This window comes from Asticcacaulis sp., from assembly GCF_027484505.1.
GTDB lineage: Bacteria > Pseudomonadota > Alphaproteobacteria > Caulobacterales > Caulobacteraceae > Asticcacaulis.
Window position 1 is genome coordinate 1 of sequence record NZ_JAIXSV010000215.1, and the last position, 2,865, is coordinate 2,865.

Sequence of the window (2,865 nt, forward strand, 5' to 3'; positions counted from 1 at the left end):
GTGCAGTTCAATATCCGCGCCCGGCAGGAGACGATCGACACTTTCCTGGCCATCGCCGACCGGGAAGGTTGGGTGCTGGGCGAGGTGCTGGAACATGCCATGGCGGCGCTGGAGCGGGAGTTGGCGGCAGGGGGATGACCGGACCCCGCATGTCGCTCCGGGGTGCCGACAGGGAAGTGAGTTTTATTACCGCGCCACTATCAACCAAAGACAGCTTGAGTGTTGTTTTCTATGGATTTCCGTACGGTGTTCTTGCAGTGACTGGGGGGATGTCCGCTGAGCTTCGCTGCATGCGACCAAGCTGCCGTTGCGCACCTGGCTGCTGGCCCTGTGGTTCATCCTGCAATCCGACAAGGGCGTCTCCTCGATCCGGCTGGCCGAAATCATCGGGGTGAGCCAGCCGACGGCATGGCGGATGGGGCATGTGCTGCGCCTGCTGGTGGCCCGCGATCGCACGCAGGGCGGCGTCATCGAAATCGACGAAATGTATTTCGGCGGTGCTCCCCGGTCCGATCCCGACAAGCCCCCCACCGGTCGGGGCCGCAAGGGACAGCCGCGTACGACCAAGACCCCGGCCATGGTCGTTGTCCAGAGCCCAGCCGGATCGGAACCGGGAACACCGGCTGGTGAGGCCAGGGCCTGTGTTGTTGCCGACCTGTCGTTGAACGAGACCGAACGGGTGCTGGAAGTGAGTGTGACACCGCAGGCTCATCTGATGAGCGATGAATGGACGGCCTTCGTGGCGGCCGGCACCGGCTTCGCCTGTCACGACACCGTGTGCCATGCCCGCAAGGAATATGCCCGTGGCACCATCCATGCCAATGTCGCTAAGGGCTTCAACAACCGGGTCCGCCAGACCATCGCCGGCGTCTTCCATCACATCAGTCCCCAGCATGCCGACCTCTATTTCCATGAGATCGGCTTTCGCTGGTCACAGCGTATTGCTGCCGGTCAAAAGATTCGTAGAGCCCGGAAAGGAAGGACGATCCTGCAAACCCTCTGGGACCGGGTGCCGCCCGTACGCCAGTTGCCGGCTGTTTTCGTCATGGCTGTCGGACGTCAGATCCGACGGACAAAAGCCGGCGGCATCGATGTTAGATCAGCCGTGGCTGTCTTTGGTTGATAATGGCGGCGTGGCTTTTCGCCCCTTCTATGTCGTGACCCCCTGTTGCCGCCCTTTTGCTGGTCCTTGGCCCGGACAACACCTTCAGCCGCATCGCCATCTTCTTCAGTCAGATGGCCGTCGTAACGTTCGGCGGGGCCTATGCGTCCCGGCCTATGTCGCACAACAGCCAGTCGACACTTTCGGTTGGTTGAGGCCAGGAGAGATGTTGGACGGGCTGGGAATGGCGGAGACGACCCCAGGACCATTGATCATGGTAGTGGAGTTCGTGGGCTTCATGGGTGCCTTCCGCAACCCAGGTTCCCTCAACCTTTATGTTGCCGGCACCCTGGCAGCCATCCTCACCACCTGGGTTACCTTCATGCCCTGCTTCCTCTGGATAGTCCTGGGGCACTCTGGATCGAGGCCCTGCGGGGCAATCGTGCGGTGACCAGCGCTCTGGCCGCCGTGACTGCAGCCGTCGTGGGTGTGATCCTCAATCTGGCAATCTGGTTCGCGCTGCACACTGTGTTTCAGGAACTGCGGCCATTGTCCCTTGGTCCAATTCAGGTCGATTGGCCCGTCTGGGGAAGTCTGGACGTGGCGGCGCTGGTCCTGTCTGCAGGCGCCATCGTCGCCGCCTTCAAGTTCAAAGTCGGCATGGCCAAACTTCTTGGGGTTTGTGCAGCCGCTGGCTTCGCCCTGCACATCGTCAGCGTTATTGGGTGATGGCCATGTTGGAGGAGGCCACATCAAGATAAGCCGGGTGACCGTCAAACGGCCCTTTGACGGTCACCTCCCAAACTGTCCGTCTATTGGCCTTTACAATGACTTTCCGGACAAATAGATTAACGGACAAGTTTACGTACAAATGGCGGACGGCGATGGTCGAAATCGGGTATGCGCGCGTCTCGACCTGTGAACAGGAGCTCGCCCTCCAGCTTGACGCTCTGACCAAGGCCGGTTGCACCCGGGTCTTCGAGGACAAGGCCTCTGGTGCCAGGACCGACCGGCCCGGCCTGACGACGGCCTTGGCCTTTCTGCGGGAAGGCGACGTTCTCGTAGTCTGGAAGCTGGACAGGCTCGGTCGTTCTCTCCCGCATCTGATCGAAACCGTCACAACACTGGAAGAACGGGGCATCGGCTTCCGGTCTTTGACGGAAGCCATCGACACCACCACGCCAGGTGGACGCCTGATCTTCCATATTTTCGGGGCGTTGGGACAGTTCGAACGAGATCTGATCCGGGAACGGACCCGCGCAGGCCTGGATGCTGCCATCGCCCGTGGGCGACGTGGTGGCCGCAAGCCCGTGGTCACGGACGACAAGTTGCGGCGAGCAAAGACCCTTATCGCCCAGGGCCTGACGGTCAGGGAAGCGGCGGCCAGGGTCAAGGTTGGGAAAACCGCCCTCTACGCAGCCATGGACAAGGTTGCCGACACCGAAACGAGTGGCTGAAAGCCGCTGTTCGCCCTACGTTCGCGCGAACCGGACAATATGATCACTTTCGTGTCCGGACCCCTATCCAGGTCTGATCATGGAAATCACAATGGCCAGAAAGGAAATGCTGTCATTTGTCCTGCTGGCCATGCCTGTCTATGTGGCGGTGATGGTGTCGTTTCTGACCTTTTTCATGAGTCTGGAGAATAGCTCGCTGAACAGCCCCCGCTATTCCATGATCGCCGGTTCGTTGTTTCTGATCATCATCAACCTCCGTGCCGCCAGTGATCAGATCGGTGCCAGCAGCGGCGTCGGCCTGATCCA

Annotated in this window: 4 protein-coding genes and 1 pseudogene; all 5 read left to right on the plus strand. The window is 60.6% G+C overall.

The genetic code is table 11. The features are described from left to right. Positions 1 to 286: 286 nt before the first annotated feature. Positions 287 to 1,123 (plus strand): annotated as a pseudogene (locus Q0072_RS12815) (IS1595 family transposase); the annotation flags it as partial. Positions 1,124 to 1,328: 205 nt separating this feature from the next. After that, complete coding sequence (locus Q0072_RS21940; RefSeq protein WP_366941808.1) at positions 1,329 to 1,553, plus strand: chromate transporter; 225 nt, start codon at positions 1,329 to 1,331, stop codon at positions 1,551 to 1,553. Beyond that, entirely contained in the window at positions 1,550 to 1,831 is a 282-nt protein-coding gene (locus Q0072_RS12820) for a hypothetical protein (RefSeq protein WP_298330759.1), read from the plus strand. Before Q0072_RS21940 ends, Q0072_RS12820 begins: the two co-directional genes overlap by 4 nt. 155 nt (positions 1,832 to 1,986) lie before the next feature. Continuing rightward, positions 1,987 to 2,559, plus strand: coding sequence for a recombinase family protein (locus Q0072_RS12825; protein WP_298330761.1), 573 nt, complete (start codon positions 1,987 to 1,989; stop codon positions 2,557 to 2,559). A 91-nt stretch (positions 2,560 to 2,650) separates the two neighbouring features. Then, positions 2,651 to 2,865 (plus strand): hypothetical protein (locus Q0072_RS12830; RefSeq protein WP_298330764.1); only part of this gene is annotated, 215 nt, incomplete at its 3' end.

Coding starts and splice junctions, on each gene's coding strand:
- Q0072_RS12825 (WP_298330761.1), top strand. CDS start 1,987: ATGGTCGAAATCGGGTATGCGCGCGTCTCGACCTGTGAACAGGAGCTC.
- Q0072_RS21940 (WP_366941808.1), top strand. CDS start 1,329: ATGTTGGACGGGCTGGGAATGGCGGAGACGACCCCAGGACCATTGATC.